The sequence below is a fragment of the Virgibacillus pantothenticus genome, assembly GCF_018075365.1.
Taxonomy (GTDB): Bacteria; Bacillota; Bacilli; order Bacillales; family Amphibacillaceae; genus Virgibacillus; species Virgibacillus pantothenticus.
Window position 1 is genome coordinate 3,679,191 of record NZ_CP073011.1, and the last position, 18,291, is coordinate 3,697,481.

The following is an 18,291-nucleotide window of genomic DNA, read 5'->3' on the forward strand; positions in this document are numbered from 1 at the left end:
ACCTAAAGGCCCTTGAACGAATCGGGGATTTAGGTGCTTTTACCTCCCACTTCGACTTGCTCCGCTCGCATCTTCCATTCTTGAAGTGGGAGTCTATAGCACCTTATATCCGGGGTAAAGGAATCATGCCACTAAAACTTGGGGTATGCCGACGTGTGGGCGGCAAGCCCGTTTTTAGTCGTCCTTCCTCTTAGTGACGAACCGATGATGCCTTATCGTAGAGCGCATTTTTAAAGTCGCATCGTTGCTGGGCTTATGCGTCGGACGTGGCTATTCGGTTATTTCGTTATCCCCAAGCACCTCATTTTATACTTTTGTATGAAAAAACGCTATTTACCATTATATAACTTATTTATTTTAGGTAGTATTTCAATAATCTAAACATTATAAAGCAACATTTTTCATCATAGATGGTGGCTCGCGCTCTAGGCGAGCCATGGTGGTTTCTTATCTTATTAGATAAACTACTCTCAGTTAGTCTTCATCTTTTACGTCCAAATCTTCAGGAATTGGCTCATTTAAATAGTCTTGGATCATTGCTCGGTACTTTTCCACCTGTTCAAAATGTGTTTGAAATTGTTCGCTGTTAATTAGAAACTGCTCACCATCATGAACGGCGCGGATTCTTCCCTGCAATACGAGAGCATGTATTTGCTTTTCATCTATCGACAGATATTCAGCTGTTTCAGGTATCGTCATGTACATGCGTCCTCATCCTTTCTTGATGTTCAACTTTTATCCATAGTCATTTTTAGCAATGTGGATCACGAACAAGTCTGCCAACACACCTCGCTGACATCTGCGGTAAATTAACTTGCGTCGCTATTATTTTACCATTAGTATCCATCATCGGGTTAAAACTATGCATCCTTACTTCGTGAGAACTGAACTGACTTCATTTCCTATTTTACTCCACTATCTAATATCGAAAATGTCTTCGCTTCACAGTTTATTTCAGCTATTGCCCCATATGGCAAAATAAATTTCGGCTCTGTATGACCAAAGTTCAAATTATAAAGGACTGGCAAATGCTCTAAATCATATTCTTGTAATACAGTCCTAATCACAGCTTTATATTCTTCATAATACTTCTCATTTTGCGGCTTTGCAAAAATTATACCTTTTACTGCTTGTAAAATTCCTTGGACAGCATAATTTCTTAACCAGCGTTTCACAAGCTCAGGAGATGGTTTTTCTTCTGATGTTTCAAAAAATAAAATTCCATTCTTCCAACTATCCATCTTCGGCCAAAGCTCTGTTCCTTTGGCAAACTCCAATACTTCCAAACATCCACCTATTAAACGCCCAGAAACAATCCCTTCTCCTTGTAGCAACTCATACCCGTGATTCGGTTGCATGTTTCTTTTTATCTGGCTGTTTGAAGGGACAAACCAATCTAAAAACTCACTCGTCCATTCCTTTGCTGGTTCAATGGTTCCAATCAGTTCATTAGAGAACAGGGTTCGCTCGATGAAATCAATCGTATACAAATGCATTTCCACATTTTCAGCAAAATCGGTTAATATCGCTGGTCCATAGAAAGAAGACAGTCCGGATTTGTAACAGAATAAATGCACGATTGTTGCATCGGAATAACCCATAAAGATTTTCGGATGATTGCGAATGACAGAAAAGTCGATATAAGGCAAAAGTCGAACACTATCTTCTCCACCAATATTAGCGATAATGGCTTTTATCGTTGGATCTTGAAAGGCTTGCATTATATCCTCTGCGCGAGCTTGTGGGTTTTCATATAAATACGCAGCACCTTTAAGACTGTTAGGCATTGGAACAACTTCGAGGTCAAACACCTCTTTTAACCGCTTCACACCAATTTCATAACGATAACGAAGCTCTGGTTCACCTGCCCCGCCCCAGCTTGGGCTGACCGTTGCCACGCAGTCACCTTTTTGCAGTTTATTTGGTTTTATTAACAAGTTTTCCACTCCCTTTTTTAAAATGAATCTTTTCCTTCACAACCTTGATTATATTTGCAACTGGCAAAGAACCATTAACAACTTCGTCAGCGGAAGCTTTCACATTTCTTCCGTGCAATAAATATTCTTTCATATAGGAAACTACATCTAGTTCATGGTAATCCCTTATTACTCCCCTTGCCATCGCGATATCCAATGGAGTATCCATGTAAATTGCCAAATCAAGCATAGCCTTTGTAGCCTCATTTAAATAAGCAAAAGGGTAATCTAGAAAAATATAGTCCAGATTAGCAGTTTCATACAGGCGTTTCACATCATGTACGAAAGAATCCAGTTTCCATTCATTATAATTCGCTCCACGCTTTATCCAACTAGCAAAATCAGTAGGGGCATTAGAAAAATGATAATCGTCAAATATAACGCTGTTGCGTTATCGTACTCGACTTCCAATTGTTTTCGTTATGGTCGTTTTGCCGCTACCAGAAATGCCTGATAACGATACAATATAGGTTTTATGCATGATTTGACAGCTCCCTTATTCGCCTTAAATACATCGTGACATTGGTTATGTCTTCATGCGGGAATGCAAAATCAAGTGTATGTGCCACATGCTTAGATAACCTAGTAAACAGCTGACACATGGTAAATAAAGCTTGCCAAATTTGTTCAAAATCATTACCGCCACTATATGTCTTCATGTAGTTTTCCCAATCCTGTTTATATAAGTATGTGGGATAGTATTTTCCAAGTTTTCCTGAACTAGCCGAAAAATTAGTTTTCACACCAATATGCCAATCGATCATTTGCATAAGCACATTTCGGTTAATTTGTTCGTACATGAACATCGTGTAGGTTATTTCCTTTCGCCATAGCCCTTTGCCTATATTTAAGCATATCCACCAAAATTCATTACACACATCTGCAAATTCTTGCTCACTTGGTCTTTGAATATAATAATCCTTTTCACTGGTTGGCGGTAAGTTCCCAATAAGCTGATCTTTATCCATCAGTAACATACTCAGACTGTTAAACGGTTGAAATAAAGCCAGTTTCTCTTCCGGAATCAATGTTAAATCAAGCCGATTTCCATCGATAAATTGCATTAAATAAACAAAATGACCTTTATTCTCAGGCGGTGGCGTAACCTTTTCCTCAGGCATTTGCATCATGATCCGATCACCAAAAATATCCACCCATGTATGATCAGAAGTAAAAGAAGCCATATTTTTTACCACATAAACAATATCAAAGTCTTGAAACATATCCTTTTCCACATTTGGATTTGCCCGCGAACCATTCAAAACTACTGCGCGTATCCGCTCATCCTGTTGCGCTGTTTGCATAATAAGCTGCATCATTTCCTGTTCTGTTCGCATAGATGTGCTCCTTTCATTAGCTTTATTTTTTCGACTATTTCTAATCATAGGAAATTATACCATAATGTTACGAGCAATATGTGCACGTTTATGGAAAAGAAAAAATTCAGGGATTACTTCTACTTTCACCGAACGAATTGTGAACTTCGGCGACTTAATTGTGAACTTCGAGCAATTCCTGCTATAATAGATAGCAAAGATATATATGTAGCAATGCCACCTATTGAACAAAGGCGCAGGGCGCCCGTTTAGCAACGTAGCGAATGGAACGAATCAACGGAGATAAAGTGAACCTTCAATCAAGGGTTTTCTTCATCCCTGCTGATTGTTAGTTGAACGATCGGGGATTTAGGTGCTGTTACCTCCCACTTCGACTTGTTCAGCTCGTATCTTCTATTCTTGAAGTGGGAGTCTACAACGCCTTTTTACGGGATAAAAGAATCATGCCACTAAAAACAGGGGTATGCCGACGCCTGAGCGGCAAGCCCGTTTTTAGTCGACCTTCCTCTTTGCGACGAACCGATGAGGCCTTATCGTAGGGCGCATTTCTAAAGTCGCATCGTTGTTGGGCTCATGCGCCGGACGTGGCTATTCAGTTATTTCGTTATCTCCAAGCACCTAAGTTTATACTTTCTTATTCTGTTAGAAAAACTTGGCTTGTCGCCAAGTCTTCATCGTTTTTCTTAAACTATAAGCCATAGAGTTTTATTCCCTCATCAGGGTAAAAAGGAGGTAAGTAAAATTGTCAAATCATGATAGATGGTTTATCCAAATTCGAAAAGGGCTCGCTGAACTCGCTGTTATGATTCTGATGAAAGACAGTGCTGTTTATGGATATCAACTCACCAAAGCACTAAAGTCCAACCCCATGTTCGAGCTTTCTGATGGGTCCATTTATCCACTTTTAAAAAGATTAGAAGCTAACCAACTAGTAGATACGTATTGGGATAATCCAAATACGGGCTTACGAAGAAAGTACTACCAACTATCTACAAAAGGCGCCCAAGTTTTAACGGAACGTTTAAATGTGTTTCAACAGTCTATCGATATGTTATGGAAATTACAGGAGGAGGTTAAGAAAGATGAGGATTAAGAATACTGATACCTATTTAAGAAAATTGGAAGAAGAGTTAATTGAATTACCAAAAAAAGAACGCAAAGCCATCGTAGCTGAAATTGAAGACCATTTCTCCAATGAAATAATGGAACAAATCCATCAAGGAAAAAGCAAAGAAGACGCCGAATGGAATGTAATTCACCAATTTAAATCTCCCAAAGACTTAGCAGAAGCATATGTAACGACATCTAGCCAAAGCAACTTCGACCAACTTACAGTTTCTTTTTTTGTTATTAACCTATGGGTAGCGGGAAGTGGTGGGCTACTTGCACAATTACTAGACATCTACAATCTTGGAGGTCTGACTGCAGGCATACTTGCTGTAGCCATTTCCATTATTCATCTTTTCTTTAAAAAGGATTGACGGAAATTAGAAGTACAAGCGCTATATTATTTTAAGTGTCTAATCCCTTTTTTCCTGTTCCCAGCCTCACTTTTCATGTTTTGGCTTCATGGAGAAATTAATACGTACACCACTACTTACTTGGTCAGTTATTGGGTTTTTATTGGTTTTAGCTATCGCTTGTCTCAATGGTTTTACAAGCGAGCCTTAAACTGACTTTAATGTTACCATCATTAACCACAGGTATTCTGAAAAAAAAGGGTTAAAAAGTTAACTGGACTACTATGTTGATAATAATATGTAATTCCATATAAAGCATACATCCTCTTGTTTCATACATAATAGCTTTGTGAAGCAAGAGGATGCCCTGTAATCCCGCGCCCACTGAAAAAGTAGAACATTTGAAAATCAGGCCTATGAACCCCCCACAATTAATGGGGTTTGGGGTTAAATAGACTTTTAGTCCCCACAATATGCTAATATATCACGTAATTTTTGGAAGGAATTGATTTTTTGTGTTTTTAAATAAGGACTTTTTCAGTGGTCTTCGTAATTCCTGTCATGAATTTTAGCTGAAGATTTTAGACAAACAAATAAAAATAGAAATACATAACAAACGTACTGTTATGTATGAAGGCAATATTTTATAGGCTTACAGACAGAGAAATATTACTATCAGAGCCGATTAGAAGACAATGTGGTTAAGGAATAATATGACAGTATAAACGTCACTCCGATTCAACTAGCTAGATAGGCGAAGAAAACAAAAAATCTGTTTAATCGCTACCTTGCTATCACCTTTATTTAATAAGACTAACGCAACACTAATCTATCAATTGTCATTAACATACGTTAACTGCTCAGCAGATTACATGTATAATGAATGAGAATATTATAAACTAAAATGAATTAGAAAAGGAGGGTTTCAATTGCAAGCATATGCTGATAAACAAGCCTTGGTTAATGAAATTACGAAAAGAGCAAAGCTATTTATAGATGAATTTCGTTCTATCAATAATCTTGGTAAAGACGTTTTTGTAGATGAAGTTGATAGAACGCCATCCCAAATGATTGCTTACCAATTAGGATGGCTAAATTTAATATTATCGTGGGAACAAGATAATAAAGATGGGAAAGAAGTCATAACACCGACAAGAGATTATAAATGGAATAACCTTGGTGGACTTTATCAAAACTTTTATGATCGGTATGCTGATTATTCGTTGGAAACGTTAATTGATATGTTTAATTGTGATGTAAATAAAATTATTCAACTAGTAGAAAGCTATAATGATAAGGAACTATTTGAACAGGGCGGTAGACAATGGGCAACTACAACTCCTTCTAGCTGGCCCATTTGGAAATGGATACATATAAATACAGTTGCACCATTCAAATCATTTAGAACTAAAATTAGAAAATGGAAAAGATCAGGTGACGCTCAGCAGTATCAAAATAACTAAATATAAAGTAAATCTTTAATCAGCAGGGTTTTCTTTTATCTTCACTAGTACATTAGGTCAAAGGAGTAGGAACGAAGACGTTCTTGAAAAAGAAAAATACTTCTTTTGTTTGACAAAGCTCAACCCCCTTCTTGCTCAAGTAAATTGAAATTATAATAGCGAGTTACCTATAAAGAATTACCACACAACCATCGAATCCGCTCAAACACAAAACTGCCCCGTAGATTTCACGACAAATCTACGAGGCACGCTTATAGACGCTAATTCATCTTCAACTCTTTCAATTGCTTCTCCAATGCTTCTGTTTTTCTCAGTTGACCAACCATGCGCTTAATTAACTGAATTTCTGCTTGCGCTGTCATAATATGATCCTGCGCATGAATCATGAAAAAGCTTGGAACTGTATCTTCATTTTGGCTTTGAATCAGTTCGGTTTGATATTTATGCCCTTTAACGAATTCATCATGCGCTTCTTCGAGTTTCTTTTCTGCTTCGGTAAAATCATATTCTTCTGCGGCATCTAATGCTTCATATGCTGCACCGCGGGCATTACCGCCGTGCAAGATAAGCTGCATCATAATTGTTTCGTAGTCCATCTTCAAACACTCCTCTAGTTGACGCTTGTTTCAGCTGCTTCCTCTTGTTCTTGTTGCACTAATTGTTTTTCATATTTCTTAAAGAAAGGATAGTAGATAATGGTGGCAATAACACCATTCATAATTTGTACAAGCCCGGCTAACCAAGAACCACCTGTTGCAATAAATCCACCAAAGAAAATCGGCACCGTAAACGGTGGTTGAATAACGACTGGCGGTAAAATGCCGGTTGCAAATAGAATATAGTTGATGGTAACGATTACTGCTGGACCTAAAACAAACGGAATAATTAAAATAGGATTTAATACGATCGGTAATCCAAAAATAACTGGTTCATTAATATTAAATAATGACGGAATGATTGCTGTTTTCCCAACTTGTTTTAATTGGACGGAAGCGGAAAATAACATGAAAATGACAAGTCCAAGCGTTGCACCAGATCCACCGATATGTGTGAACATATGGAAGAATGGCTCTGTTACAATACCAGTTGCTTCCGTTCCAGCTTTAACTGCATCCGCATTTTCGGCTAATTGCGTCATCCAAAATGGATACGCTACAGAAGAAACAACGTTCATTCCGTGGATTCCTATAGACCATAAAATTAACATTAATAAAATCATACCAAGTGCTGCCCAGTATGAATTAGATGCACTTACTAATGGGCTAAATAAATCAAGCACTAATTGTGGCAGCGTTACTTCAAAATTCGCCCACACAATCCAGGCAATCGCCCAAACCAATGGTAAAATAATCATAAAAGGAATTAATGCGCGAAATGTCCGCATAACATATGGCGGAACCCCTGCAGGCATTTCAAAGGTAACTCCTTTATTTATTAAAAAGCGCATCGCTTCTGTTGTTAAAATCCCTAAAATGATAGCAATAAATAACCCCTGTCCACCAAGGTAATTTAAAATTTCACCAAATGGAACTTGCGTAATGTCGGTTACAGGAAATGCTGTCATGAAAAATGCCAGCATGGAAAGAATTCCAGCCATCACCGCATCCATATCATAGCGAATGGCTAAGCTGTAACCAACACCAAAGGCTACGGTTAAAGCCATCAAACCGAATGTTAAATTAAACGGAAAGAGTAACTGTGCCTGTATCGGGGTGACCGCATCTTCCCACGCATTAATGATCCCCCAATCTAAAGATGTTGGCGGGTTGGCAATAATTAGAAAGATTGCTCCAGTAATAATAACAGGAAGTGCAAAAATAACAAACGCATCACGAATTGCTTGCAAATATCTATTTTGTGCAATTTTCCCCAACGGTTCCATTAAGTGATTTTCCAACCATTCAATCATTTAAAACGCCTCCTAGTTATTTATCATTTTTAAGACCTGATCCAATACTTTGTCTCCGTCCATTAATGCGAATGCTCGTTGATCAACAAGTTCAACAGGAATCTGGTATGCATCAGCAATTTTGGAAACTTCTTTTTTTAGGTGACGTACTTGTGGCTCTAACAACGCAACATTGTATTTTTCCGCTTTTTGCTTAAATTCTCCTGTCCCACCAGCGTCAACTGTCATGGTGAAACCCCTTTTCTCGGCAGCTTCTTGTACCTTTTTAGCTAGTTGGCTGGATGTAGCCCCCCAACTGCATAGAATGATTAATTTGATGTCTTTGTTTGTTTCCATTTTCAAAACTCCCATCTGTCATTTTTTATTGTTTGTTTTGCGCATTGCTTAAAATATTCTTTGCTACGCGATCAACTTTTTTATAGTGGCACATAAGCCAATAAGAAAACCAGGATGCTAAACTGATAACGACAGAAAAAGCAATGCCGAACCCTAGTATGAGACTGGCTGATTCCTGTCCTGACCACAATGCATAGATGCCATAGCCTATCCATATAGCCGTAAAAACAGAAGCATAAACGGTTAAAAACTTCTTCACTTTCCTCCCTCCTCTCTGATTTGTGCCCTTCCACTTACTATTATGCAAAATTCATGCCAACACAAATAAACCCCTTAATAGCAAGGACTAGAGCGCATTAAAAAATGTGTGCAGAAAATCTGCACACATTAACGTGATAATTTTAGCAATGCTTTTCGGAGAGGAACATAGATCGGAAGATGATACGTGGCTTCCAATTTTGTAAACAAAGGCTCCCAAACTTTCATCTCTTCGTCGTCCATTGAAAATTTGCGATCAATCGGTACAGACGAAAGTAATTGCTCCATATTATTTTGTAGCTTTGCTCCTACTAAACGATCCATCAAACTGCCAATATGCATCCACATACCTAATTTTCTATTCACATCCCATTTATAATAGGCAGCAATTGGTTCCATATATTCGTTTAGAATAGTAGCTAAAGATTGCGGATTAATATAGGTAACGATTTCAGCAAGTCCTTTGGAAACGAGCGGAAATATTTCGTTACGCTTTATGTCTCCTTCACGTAGCTTAGGGGATTTTCGAGTGACTTCTAATAATTTCGTCATTCTGGATATCCCCTCCTCCTGCAAAAGCTCCCAAGCAGGAATATAAGGAACCCCTTCTATAGTAACTGGAACCGTTCCGATAATAGCAACGATATCATAGTGTTGCTTTAATTCTTCTAAAATTGACGTATCCTTCGTAGTCGGATCAATACGAACCGAACGAATGAGAACATCTTCATCCACATCAGCAAGCTGATCCTCAATCCAGGATTCTAATAATTGGGCGGCTCCTTCACCTGTAAAACATACTGTTGTAATCATTCGTTTCTTTTCCACAGGTGAGTATGTTGTTTTTTCTTTCACAAAGATAGTCATAGCCTTTTTGGTATCATGGTATATTTCTTCCAACGACATATTGGAGATAAGTGATTTCCTACCTGCTTCCAATACCATCGGTAAATTGACACTGGATAAAGTTTTCACTTCTACATCTAACTCATGTTGAATAGCATCTCCCATTGTTATAAGAGAGCCAATATCTACAAGCAGAAGTGCACCTTTTATGTGAGTCATAGCACTAATTTTTTGTTTGACGTGCTGATATATTTCCGTTGCTGAAACATGTAACGGCATGTCAATGGCTTGAATAACTTTATTTCCAAGTAATGTGTTGGTCACTTCGGCCATGGAAGAAGCAGTTGAGGCACCATGCGTCACTAAAATGACGGCTATCGATTGTTCGGAATGAACGGTATTCTTTTCATCCGTTGTTAAAAAATGCGCCAATAATGCAATTTCTTCTTTAGGTAATTGCAGACCAATGGTTGTGTTTAAATAGGCAGCTAATTGTTGGGCAGCTTCTCTGTAAATCGGATTTGGGTGCGTTACAATCGGCAGCTCTTTTTTTGCCTCATACTGGTGATTACGGTAATTCTGCAAATGCAGTCCAATAACATATAACTGATTGTTGTTAAAATGTAACGGCAAATAAGATAAATGACTTTTTGCTTCCGATAAGGCATGAAATAAGTCCTCATCAATTAATTGTTGCCACCCTTGTTGGACAAAATGGGGTTGTCGGTATTTCTTTGATAAGTCAGAAATATATTTTTTAATCGTTGCATGAATAGAATGATAATCTTCTTGACTTGCTATTTTTTGATAAATATTAGGCAAATGCTCACTAATTTTCTTTTCACTTTCTATTGTTGAGGTCACTTCTTGTTGATCAAATGATAAGGAATTTGCAAAGCTTGCAATATTATCTGGCAGGTCAGCAATTTGGATAATTACTTTTTCTTCATGCTTATTTAAATAACGTAAGTAGGCATGGGCACAAGCAATCTGAATGTCACTTTTTAATTGACCAATATTTCCTGGACATGGGTAATGAAGCAATGCTTCGCGGCTATTATCTGTAATGGCTAAGCTCGTATCCATTTTATTCGCTTCTTGCTTTAAAAAATGGTTAACTAGCTCTTCCCTTTCTTTACGAGTGCGTTCTTTTAGCGATGGCAACGTCAACTTAATAGAAAAGCGGCGTACCAGAGCAGGCAGCAGGGCCTTATGTGGATCTTCAGTTGTCGCTCCGATAATAGTAATATTCGCATAACGATCTTTGGTTGCCTCTCCTAGTACGCGGTAAATTCCCTTATCCATCAAATAAAAGAGCATTTCTTGTCCAGAAGGCGGTAAGCGATGAATTTCATCGAGAAATAGAATCCCACCATTTGCTTTTTCTACTAAACCAACCCGATCCTCGATTGCCCCTGTAAAGGCCCCCTCTTTAATTCCAAAAATTTGTCCAACCAATAGCTCTGCATTTTGTGCATAATCTGCACAGTTAAAAGCTACAAAAGGTACTTCACCTTGATCACTCATACGTTTTTTCGCTAATTCACATAATGTTTCCGCAAGATACGTTTTTCCTGTACCAGTCTCTCCAGTAAGTAAAATGGGGATATTACGAGAGGGATATAATAGAGCTGCCATCCCCTGTTCTAAAATGGGGCGTAGGCTTTTGCCGATGCCTTCTAAATCGATAAGATCAGCTTCTTCCTCAGCAGGAGTATGTCCGATGTATTTTACTGGTTTCCCCGGTACTTTCACAGCATTATTTTGCTTTACTAATGCGTTTAAGTAACGACTAGCGGTAGAACGATCAATATGTAGTTTTAGACTGACATCCTTAGCAGTCAATCCTCCGTTCTTTCCTGAATCTGTCTGAAGCAACTCTTTTACTTCATTTATTCTACTCATTATCGAAACCTCATTTACAAGTATCATTTACTCTTTCCATTGTAACAGCTTACACGAATATTTACATATAGATTGCTACAAGATTAGTAACACAGAGAAAAAATGGATTACGCGTAAGTAAATAACGTCGAATAATTTACATTACAACTGATTCCATTTCCCTAGATCCAGCGGAAGATTGATCCAAAATTACGTTCATTAAGTCTAATTATACTTTAAATTTTGTCATATTTTGAGATGTTTTGACAACCTTTGTTGAATCTATTGCTTTTTTTTTGGTTAATGAGCATACTTATTTTTGTGTGTTTCCGACATAACTCTATAAAATTCTCGATAGAAAGGGAGATTTAAAACAATGAAAGTGATTGAACCAGATCCCTCTCGGCTAGCCGCAAGGATCAATAAGAAAAAGCAAGAAATGATTGCGCTAGGCTTAAAGTACGGGTTAACAGATCGAAGAACAGTAAAATGCAGCCAACAGCTTGATACATTATTAAATTTACATCATAGTTTAAGACCATTATACTTAACAAGCTTTATCTTTTTTTATTTTCTTGCTTAGTTTTTTCATGAATGAATAATCATTCACATTTGTATTAATCAAGCAATTTTTCAAGTTCCACTACGTAGGACACCTTTCATGGAACAACCAGATTAATAAATCAATATGACCCACCAAAGCGGGTTTAGAACATGAGAGATCAACGATTATTTCTTTACCCCTATATAGATGAGGCAGATAGCTACTTTTATAATATATTGCTTCCTTCATTACGAATGATACATTTACTTATCCAATATACCTTATCTGCCTTGAGCCCTTTTTAAAATACCCAAAAAAAGGACTCTACCGAAAACTCAGTAAAGCCCACTTCTCTATTTATTCACCCAATACCGTTTTGGCAATATTCTTATCCAATGCTTCAAAATCGTCATAGGAGATGGTTTCATATAATTCTTTTCTCGTTTGCATGTCCGTAACACCGTTCTTTTGTGTTCCTTCTTCTTTAATCAGCTTGAAGATTCGCTCATACGCTTTAGCTGCCACTCGTAAAGAGGTTACCGGATAAATAACCATATGAAACCCCATCCGCTGAAATTCTTCTGCTGATATATACGGCGTCTTTCCAAATTCCGTCATGTTTGCCAGTAATGGTGCCTGGACCTTTTGAGCAAAAACTTGAAATTCCTCATCTGTTTGCAACGCTTCAGGAAAAATAGCGTCAGCTCCAGCTGCTACATATGCGTTAGCGCGTTCGATCGCTGCATCCAATCCCTCATTTGCCCGTGCATCTGTTCTGGCTACAATCACTAACGAAGGGGCTACTTTTTTAATTGCTTGCAGCTTTTGTTCCATTTCTTCTTTAGTGACAAGCTGTTTTCCATTTAAATGACCGCATTTTTTTGGTAATTGTTGATCTTCTATTTGGACGGCGGCTACGTTTGCTTCTAACATCTCTCGTGCAGTACGCGCCACGTTTAAGACGCCACCGAAGCCTGTATCTATATCTACTAAAACAGGTAGATTCGTAGCTCTGACAAGATCTCTTGCCCGCTCTGCTACTTCGGTCGATGTGACAATCCCTAAATCCGGCAAGCCCTTACTTGCCGTATATGCACCACCTGACAGATACAGTGCAGAGAATCCCGTTTGTTGGGCTACGAGTGCTGCCATAGCATCATGAGCTCCTGGAATTTGCAAAATTTCATCCGCTTGCATAAGCTCTTTAAAGCTTTTTGCCAATTCCTTTTGTGTTTTTGGTTCATCAACAATCCATGCCATCTTTCGGAGACCTCCTCGTTACTTCACAAATAGTTCCATCCATTCATGAACGTCCATTTCTGCTAGTTTATCATAATCGTAGCTCACAGCTTCAATTTCCCGTAACTGCTTACTTGCAAACTGCGTAGCTAAATTCGTTGCATATTTTTCTAAGATCTTTGGAATCGCTTCTTCTCTGCGGAAACGGTGCCCCAACGGATATTCACGTTCAATAGCTGCTGTTTGGGTACCATCTTTGAAATGGACTTGTACTGCATTGGCAATCGAGCGTTTCTCCGGATCTAAATAATCTACTGTATATGCTTTGTTCTCCGTTACAACCATTTTATCTCGTAGCATATCAACACGTGGATCTGCGGCTACATCATCCTCATAATCTTCTGCGACAATGTCCCCTTTTAATAGACCAATTGCTGTTATATACTGCAAGCAATGGTCACGGTCGGCAGGATTATACAATGGTCCTTGCTTATCAATAATTCGAATAGCCGGTTCATGTGTGGAAATCGTAATATAATCAATTTCATCCAAACGATCCTTTACCTCAGGATGTAATTCAATCGCCGCTTCGGCAGCTGTTTGGGCATGAAATTCAGCAGGATAAGATACTTTAAAGAGCACGTTTTCCATCACATAACTATTTAACGGCTGTTTTAACACAAGCTCTTGCTTGTTGAACAACACGTCTTGAAAGCCCCATCCTGGAGCACTTAAAGCCGTAGCATAACCCATTTCACCTTGAATAGCCATGAATGCTAATCGAACAGCTCGACTCGTAGCATCGCCAGCAGCCCATGATTTACGTGAGCCAGTATTTGGAGCGTGACGATACGTACGTAGACTTGAATTATCAATCCAAGCATTGGATAATGCATTAATAATCTCTTCCCTGTTACCACCAAGCATTTTCGTTACCACGGCGGTAGTAGCAATTTTAACATATAGTACATGATCGAGCCCTACTCGGTTCAGACTGTTCTCTAACGCTAGAATTCCCTGAATTTCATGAGCTTTGATAGCCATTTCCAATACATCTTTGACTTTTAGTGGGGGTTTCCCATTCGCCACGTTCTGGCGACTAATAAAATCAGCAACCGCTAAAATACCGCCAAGGTTATCGGAAGGATGGCCCCACTCAGCTGCAAGCCACGTATCATTATAGTCGAGCCAACGAATCATCGTGCCGATATTAAAAGCCCCTTGCACAGGATCTAGCACATGAGATGTACCAGGCACACGAACCCCGTTCGGTACAACTGTTCCAGGGGCAATTGGTCCAAGATGCTTCGTACACTCTGGGTAATTAAGGGCTAGAATTCCACAGCCAATTGAGTCGATTAATACATAATGGGCGGTTGAAAAAGCCTCTTCACTAGTAATCTCTTTATTTAATACATAATCAGCTAACTCTTCTAATAATACATCTGTTTTTCTTTCATCTTTAACTTGTACCATTACATTCGCTCCTTCTAGTTCCTTAATAGCTTTCTCCAATATAATGCACACGTGGACGGAAAATCCGATTATTGTTATGCTGTTCAATGACATGTGCAGCTAACCCAGCTGTACGTGCACTGAAGAAAATTGGTGTATACAAACCAATCGGAATCCCTAGCATCCAATAAACCGGGGCTGCATAATAATCGAGATTTGGATACAATCCTTTCTCCTCTCGCATGACTTTTTCTCCTGCTTCGCACATTTCTAATAGCGTATAGTCGCCTTTTTTCTCACATAATTGCTTTAAGGAATCTTTCAAAACTAAGGCTCGCGGGTCCATCTTTTTCATATAAACACGGTGCCCGAAGCCCATTATCTTTTCTTTATTGGCGAGTTTCCTTTGGATAAGCTCTTCAAAAGCAGCAGCGGTTTTCACTTCATTTAACATATACATGACCGCCTCATTCGCTCCACCATGCAAATTTCCTTTTAAAGAGGCAACTCCACCCGTTAATGCGCCATAAAGATCAGAATTCGTCGAAGCAATTACTCTGGCAGTAAATGTTGAGTTTGGCATCTCATGCTCACTATAAAGAAGTAATGTACGGTCAAAAATTTCCGCTTCAAAGTCAGTTGGCTTTTCTCCTGTTATCATATATAGAAAATTTGCACTATAAGAAAGCGATTGATCCGGTTTCACAGCCTCCTTCCCATTAATGAGACGATAGCTATTCACCGTAATAGCAGGCAACGTTCCTAGTAATGCATACGCTCTGCTTTTATTCGTCTCCAATGAACGATTATCAATATCTTTATCGTATCCCGAAAGCGCTGACAATCCTGTGCGCAATCCGTCCATTGGATGTGTTTCTTTTGGTAACAGAGATAAAATTTGCATGACTTCATCTGGGATGTCGTAATTGGAGGTTAGCTTTTTTTCAAGTACAGTTTTTTCTGAGGCATTTGGTAATTTTCCATCTAATAAAAGGTGGACAACATCAATATAATCGTTGCTTTTCGACAAATCGATTAGTTCATGACCTCGAATAATGATTTTTTCTTGCTCTGTATCAAGAAAAGAGATTGCTGTCTCTGCTGCAATAACTCCGTCCAAACCAGGGACAAACTGCTGCTTCGTACTCATAAACATCCTCCTTTGTTATTCGATAATTTTCTTTTTTTTCTCTATTCCTATTATAAAATTGAAATGAAGATTAGGAAAATATATAATTTTAATTAATAGGCATAAAATTTTTCAATATCAAAATAATCTAAGTGGGGTGTTAATTTATGAGAACTGAGGATTGGGAAATGTTAGCAGAACTTTATCGTACGGAAAATATTACTCAAGCTGCGCAACGCCTGTTTTTATCTCAGCCGACATTAACGTCGCGATTAAAAAAACTGGAAAGCTATTACGGGGTCCAGCTCATTATTCGCAAGCAACGCGGCATTACGTTTACGCCTGAAGGGGAACAATTGGCACTTCATGCACAAAAAATGCTATATGAGCAAAGAAAAATTGAAGAACAGCTTCACAATATGAAGGATCAAGTCTCCGGCACTATTCGGGTTGGCGTATCGAATTTTTTTGCTTTAAATAAAATGCCAAAATTGCTGCGTTTATTTAAGCAAAGCTACCCCGATGTCGAATTTCAAGTCGTTACTGGGTGGAGTAGTGAAATGCACCGGCTCATTTTAAATCATGATGTTCATATAGCCTTCATTAAAGGAGATTACATTTGGAACGAAACGAAACATTTACTCTACGAAGAAGAAATTTGTGTTGCATCGCCCTGGGATTTCACATGGGAGGAACTTCCTCACTTACCTCGGATTGACTATCATACAGACGAAAAAATGAGAAGTATTGTTGATCATTGGTGGTACAGCAACTATAAACAAAATCCAAATATTAATATCCAAGTTAACCAAGTAGAGACGTGCAAGGAAATGATCATTAACGGTCTCGGCTATGCTATTATTGCTAATCTAGTTGTTCGCCCATACACGGATTTAATTATCAAACCCCTTCCCCTGCCGTCCGGTAGATTTATTACCCGTAAAACATGGATGTATTACCACGAAGACACGTTACAGCTAAACATTGTAAAAGCTTTTGTTCAGTTTATCGAGACATTAGATGTGAAAGCGTTATAATTGTAGTTTTTTACATTTTTTATGCAGCAAAGGGGGCACCTTGTTTATTGTAAATATTAGAAACATATGTCTCAACTTATTAGATGGGATCCATGAAGCAAAGCAAAAGAAAAAGATAGATGAGCGAGCGGGGTGAGTACCAGCTTCCATCTATCTATTTTTTATGCATTAGCTCATTTGCATCAACATCTTTAACTTCAGAAAAAGTTCCTGTCTGTTTAAGTACGTTACTTTGCAATTTCTTTTTAATTCAAGTAGATTTGTTGTTTTTATTGAATAGTTACCGCTTTTCTGAGATTATGCTCAAATACTTACATAAGATGCTATAGAGTTCTTCATATAATTAACGAGTGCACGCACCTCTGATTCCAGTCCTTCCCAATTATCAGCATACTCTCCTAGATAGCCTTTTCTAGCTAAATCAAGTAAATTCGCATATTCTTGAGGCAACCGAGGTATCGCCCAATCTGCAGCCACATCTTTTGGAGAAATTTCTCCATCAGCTACTGTCTGCCACATGCGAGCCATCGTTAAAATTACATTACGTTCGTCACCTTTCATCCCTTCTATTAAATCTGGTAAGGAATCTTTAATCGCCCTTCGAATATCTGTTTTCGGAACGGGATCAAGTATATCTGAAGCATCAGGACCATATAGAGAAACACTATTTTTTCTTGTTTTAGCTAAGACAATAGCTAAATCAGGGTTACAAGTTGGTTCGGGAATCTGACCTGCCTCAAACTCACTTCGAAGCCACTCTCCATACAAAAATTCATTTCTTGGCGGATATCTCCAGGGTACCACATCACTATGGTTGATTACCGTTACTTCCAGCGGTCGGACAGACTTTGTATTCCCTACCTTTCCCGAGATAAGCATGAGTCTCTCTGTCAGTTTTCTTCGCATCTCTTCTGATAAACGGTGATTTACGACAACTAGGATATCTACATCACTATTGATGCGTAAGCCACCAATTACGGCAGAACCAAACATATATACACCAATTACGGTTTGTCCCTGCAACTCCATCGTAATTTTTAATGCTTGAACCGCTTCCTTTGGTATCTCTTCATTAATTAGCTTGCCCATTTGTTACACTCCCCCCTTTTATTAAAATAAAATTAATCGCTGCAAATCGCACCATTTTCAATCATTTATTACTTATTGGGTATACACTAGTTGCTAAAATCTCCACTCATTAATGGAATAGCTATGGAAAATTATACGTAACATTCATCTATACTTAAAGAACAAACTGTTTAACAAAGGAGCGAGCGCCCGTTTAGCAACGTAGCGAATGGAACGAATCAACTAAAGATAAAGGAATCATGCCACTAAAACTGGGGTATGCCGACGTCTGGGCGGCAAGCCCGTTTTTAGTCGGCCTTCCTCTTTACGACGAACCGATGATGACTTAT

Annotated in this window: 18 protein-coding genes; 5 read left to right on the top strand and 13 right to left on the bottom strand. The window is 38.5% G+C overall.

Annotated features, from left to right (window positions below; all coding sequences use genetic code 11):
• Window positions 1–474: 474 nt before the first annotated feature.
• The 4 genes from KBP50_RS17070 to KBP50_RS17085 form a co-directional block, all read right to left on the bottom strand.
• Window positions 475–705 carry an excisionase family DNA-binding protein gene (locus KBP50_RS17070; RefSeq protein WP_050351629.1) on the bottom strand — a complete coding sequence of 77 codons (231 nt, stop codon included), beginning with the start codon at window positions 703–705 and terminating at the stop codon, window positions 475–477.
• 197 nt (window positions 706–902) lie between these two features.
• Entirely contained in the window at window positions 903–1,937 is a 1,035-nt protein-coding gene (locus KBP50_RS17075) for a S66 family peptidase (RefSeq protein WP_050351630.1), read from the bottom strand.
• Window positions 1,918–2,250: a nucleoside/nucleotide kinase family protein gene (locus KBP50_RS17080; protein WP_050351631.1), complete on the bottom strand. Its 333-nt coding sequence runs from the start codon at window positions 2,248–2,250 to the stop codon at window positions 1,918–1,920. The genes KBP50_RS17075 and KBP50_RS17080 overlap by 20 nt, the downstream gene beginning before the upstream one ends.
• A 199-nt stretch (window positions 2,251–2,449) precedes the next feature.
• A complete protein-coding gene (locus tag KBP50_RS17085) occupies window positions 2,450–3,313 on the bottom strand; it encodes an aminoglycoside 6-adenylyltransferase (protein ID WP_050351632.1) in 864 nt (287 codons plus the stop codon).
• Window positions 3,314–4,055: 742 nt separating this feature from the next.
• Between KBP50_RS17085 and KBP50_RS17090 the strand changes: the two genes are divergently transcribed.
• The 3 genes from KBP50_RS17090 (at window position 4,056) to KBP50_RS17100 (ending at window position 6,236) form a co-directional block, all read left to right on the top strand.
• Window positions 4,056–4,406: a PadR family transcriptional regulator gene (locus KBP50_RS17090; RefSeq protein WP_232231329.1), complete on the top strand. Its 351-nt coding sequence runs from the start codon at window positions 4,056–4,058 to the stop codon at window positions 4,404–4,406.
• Window positions 4,396–4,794: an HAAS signaling domain-containing protein gene (locus KBP50_RS17095; protein ID WP_050351633.1), complete on the top strand. Its 399-nt coding sequence runs from the start codon at window positions 4,396–4,398 to the stop codon at window positions 4,792–4,794. The genes KBP50_RS17090 and KBP50_RS17095 overlap by 11 nt, the downstream gene beginning before the upstream one ends.
• 908 nt (window positions 4,795–5,702) lie before the next feature.
• Window positions 5,703–6,236 (top strand): ClbS/DfsB family four-helix bundle protein, encoded by a 534-nt coding sequence (locus KBP50_RS17100; protein ID WP_050351634.1) that lies wholly within the window; start codon window positions 5,703–5,705, stop codon window positions 6,234–6,236.
• A 260-nt stretch (window positions 6,237–6,496) separates the two neighbouring features.
• Here KBP50_RS17100 and KBP50_RS17105 read toward each other — a convergent pair whose 3' ends face one another.
• The 5 genes from KBP50_RS17105 to KBP50_RS17125 all read right to left on the bottom strand — a co-directional run bounded on the left by KBP50_RS17105 (window position 6,497) and on the right by KBP50_RS17125 (window position 11,490).
• Window positions 6,497–6,832: a PTS lactose/cellobiose transporter subunit IIA gene (locus KBP50_RS17105; RefSeq protein ID WP_050351635.1), complete on the bottom strand. Its 336-nt coding sequence runs from the start codon at window positions 6,830–6,832 to the stop codon at window positions 6,497–6,499.
• 14 nt (window positions 6,833–6,846) lie between these two features.
• A complete protein-coding gene (locus KBP50_RS17110; protein WP_050351636.1) occupies window positions 6,847–8,145 on the bottom strand; it encodes a PTS sugar transporter subunit IIC in 1,299 nt (432 codons plus the stop codon).
• 12 nt (window positions 8,146–8,157) lie between these two features.
• Window positions 8,158–8,481 carry a PTS sugar transporter subunit IIB gene (locus tag KBP50_RS17115; protein WP_050351637.1) on the bottom strand — a complete coding sequence of 108 codons (324 nt, stop codon included), beginning with the start codon at window positions 8,479–8,481 and terminating at the stop codon, window positions 8,158–8,160.
• Window positions 8,482–8,506: 25 nt separating this feature from the next.
• On the bottom strand, window positions 8,507–8,740 hold the full coding sequence (locus KBP50_RS17120) for a hypothetical protein (RefSeq protein ID WP_050351638.1): 234 nt from the start codon (window positions 8,738–8,740) through the stop codon (window positions 8,507–8,509).
• Between the two features lie 128 nt (window positions 8,741–8,868).
• Window positions 8,869–11,490 (bottom strand): sigma 54-interacting transcriptional regulator, encoded by a 2,622-nt coding sequence (locus KBP50_RS17125; RefSeq protein WP_050351639.1) that lies wholly within the window; start codon window positions 11,488–11,490, stop codon window positions 8,869–8,871.
• A 355-nt stretch (window positions 11,491–11,845) separates the two neighbouring features.
• Here KBP50_RS17125 and KBP50_RS17130 point away from each other — a divergent pair, with 355 nt between their 5' ends.
• The gene (locus tag KBP50_RS17130) at window positions 11,846–12,052 is read left to right on the top strand and encodes an aspartyl-phosphate phosphatase Spo0E family protein (protein WP_050351640.1); all 207 of its coding nucleotides are present in this window, start codon (window positions 11,846–11,848) and stop codon (window positions 12,050–12,052) included.
• Window positions 12,053–12,370: 318 nt separating this feature from the next.
• Here KBP50_RS17130 and prpB read toward each other — a convergent pair whose 3' ends face one another.
• Genes prpB through mmgD form a run of 3 tightly spaced genes read right to left on the bottom strand, consistent with a single transcriptional unit; the run spans window position 12,371 to window position 15,857 of the window.
• Window positions 12,371–13,273, bottom strand: coding sequence for a methylisocitrate lyase (prpB, locus tag KBP50_RS17135; RefSeq protein ID WP_050351641.1), 903 nt, complete (start codon window positions 13,271–13,273; stop codon window positions 12,371–12,373).
• Window positions 13,274–13,291: 18 nt separating this feature from the next.
• Window positions 13,292–14,728, bottom strand: a complete 1,437-nt coding sequence (locus tag KBP50_RS17140; protein ID WP_050351642.1) for a bifunctional 2-methylcitrate dehydratase/aconitate hydratase — start codon at window positions 14,726–14,728, stop codon at window positions 13,292–13,294.
• 22 nt (window positions 14,729–14,750) lie between these two features.
• On the bottom strand, window positions 14,751–15,857 hold the full coding sequence (mmgD, locus tag KBP50_RS17145; protein WP_050351643.1) for a citrate synthase: 1,107 nt from the start codon (window positions 15,855–15,857) through the stop codon (window positions 14,751–14,753).
• Between the two features lie 146 nt (window positions 15,858–16,003).
• On the opposite strand from mmgD, the gene KBP50_RS17150 reads away from it, so the two are divergent.
• Window positions 16,004–16,873 carry a LysR family transcriptional regulator gene (locus KBP50_RS17150; protein ID WP_050351644.1) on the top strand — a complete coding sequence of 290 codons (870 nt, stop codon included), beginning with the start codon at window positions 16,004–16,006 and terminating at the stop codon, window positions 16,871–16,873.
• A 303-nt stretch (window positions 16,874–17,176) separates the two neighbouring features.
• Here KBP50_RS17150 and ant(9) read toward each other — a convergent pair whose 3' ends face one another.
• Entirely contained in the window at window positions 17,177–17,962 is a 786-nt protein-coding gene (gene ant(9) / locus KBP50_RS17155; protein ID WP_050351645.1) for an aminoglycoside nucleotidyltransferase ANT(9), read from the bottom strand.
• Between the last annotated feature and the right edge of the window lie 329 nt (window positions 17,963–18,291).